Source organism: Acidiplasma cupricumulans, assembly GCF_001402935.1.
Lineage (GTDB): Archaea > Thermoplasmatota > Thermoplasmata > Thermoplasmatales > Thermoplasmataceae > Acidiplasma > Acidiplasma aeolicum.
The window spans coordinates 1-1,213 of the sequence record NZ_LKBH01000160.1 but is presented as its reverse complement, the minus strand read 5'-3'; the positions used below and the strand labels follow the sequence as shown (position 1 = coordinate 1,213).

The window sequence follows — 1,213 nt, the reverse complement described above, 5'->3', positions numbered from 1 at the left end:
TATTAATGAAAAGTGATAAAAATGGATAAAATAAAATATTCTATATATATTGCGATATTTCTAATATTTTCAATTTCTTATGAATTAATATCATCAATAGTTTCAAAACATAAATTAGGTATAATTATTGGCTCAATACTTTTAATAATAGATTTTTTGTTATTAATATATTATACCATAAAATTACAAATCAGAAATCATGAAAAACGATAATATAATATTTTTACTGTAAATTCAAAATGACTCTTTGCAATATCATAAATCCATCATGAAATAATGATAAAAAATTTTAATTGCCAATTATGAAAAAATATCTAAAGTCAAAAAAATTAAATGCTATGTATCAATATCGAATAACAAGGGCACGTGGCCTAGCATGGATAGGGCAACAGCCTCCTAAGCTGTAAATCAGGGGTCCAAATCCCCTCGTGCCCGCTCAGGATTCCATTCTTGGTGCCAGCAAAAATCTCCCTTTAATTCTGGCATTTTCATTTCCAGATCCGAGATTAAACTCTATTGTTAATGGATAATCACTTTTAAATGATATCTTGATATCCTCATTTGATGATATTGACTTAACAAGTTTTAACAAATATTCAAGGGGATATGATGATTTTATTGGTTCATTGCATACAAGTTCCTTAACCATGTCCTTTGGCAAAATCATCTCACTCTCATCGGCATCTGATGTTGACTTTGCATAAAAGTTATTTTTATCAAGGGTTAATCTTATTGCATCCGATACATCCTCGGCTGCTCTGAGTCCCTTCTCAAAATCGGCCTTTGTTAACACAACATAATCCTCAGATGCAATCTGCGGAACCCTGGGATTTGTTATCTGATCGTTATCTATTAAAGAAATGCTTTTAATTATTGTCCCTATTTCAAATTTTAGTTTATCCTTATCCTTTGTTATTATAACAGTATCAGCAGACGATGCTAGTTTAATAACAGACCTTATTTTTTCAAGGTCAACTGATATTTCCTCATCCGCAGGCACGTCATATTCAGAAAATACAGTTTTTGGGACCTCTAATGACACCATTGCCACATGTGCAGGGTCAACTGCATTAACTGAAACACCTGAAATACCAATTTTAAATTTAGCCTCTGTAACAACTGTACCAAGCATATCTACTATGTCCTTGAGATTTTTTATGGAAATACTCATTCTTGTCATAATCATCTATTATTAATATAACCCTTATAAATA

Annotated in this window: 2 protein-coding genes and 1 tRNA gene; 2 read left to right on the top strand and 1 reads right to left on the bottom strand. The window is 30.9% G+C overall.

Translation table 11 applies throughout. The features are described from left to right. Window positions 1-21: 21 nt before the first annotated feature. Together AOG55_RS04505 and AOG55_RS04500 are read left to right on the top strand one after the other, a co-directional pair. A complete protein-coding gene (locus AOG55_RS04505) occupies window positions 22-213 on the top strand; it encodes a hypothetical protein (RefSeq protein WP_055032333.1) in 192 nt (63 codons plus the stop codon). A 147-nt stretch (window positions 214-360) separates the two neighbouring features. Beyond that, window positions 361-435 (top strand) — tRNA-Arg (locus AOG55_RS04500). A gap of 1 nt (window position 436) precedes the next feature. On the opposite strand, the gene AOG55_RS04495 is transcribed toward AOG55_RS04500, so the two are convergent. Continuing rightward, window positions 437-1,171 carry a DNA polymerase sliding clamp gene (locus AOG55_RS04495; protein ID WP_236688973.1) on the bottom strand — a complete coding sequence of 245 codons (735 nt, stop codon included), beginning with the start codon at window positions 1,169-1,171 and terminating at the stop codon, window positions 437-439. Window positions 1,172-1,213 lie beyond the last annotated feature (42 nt).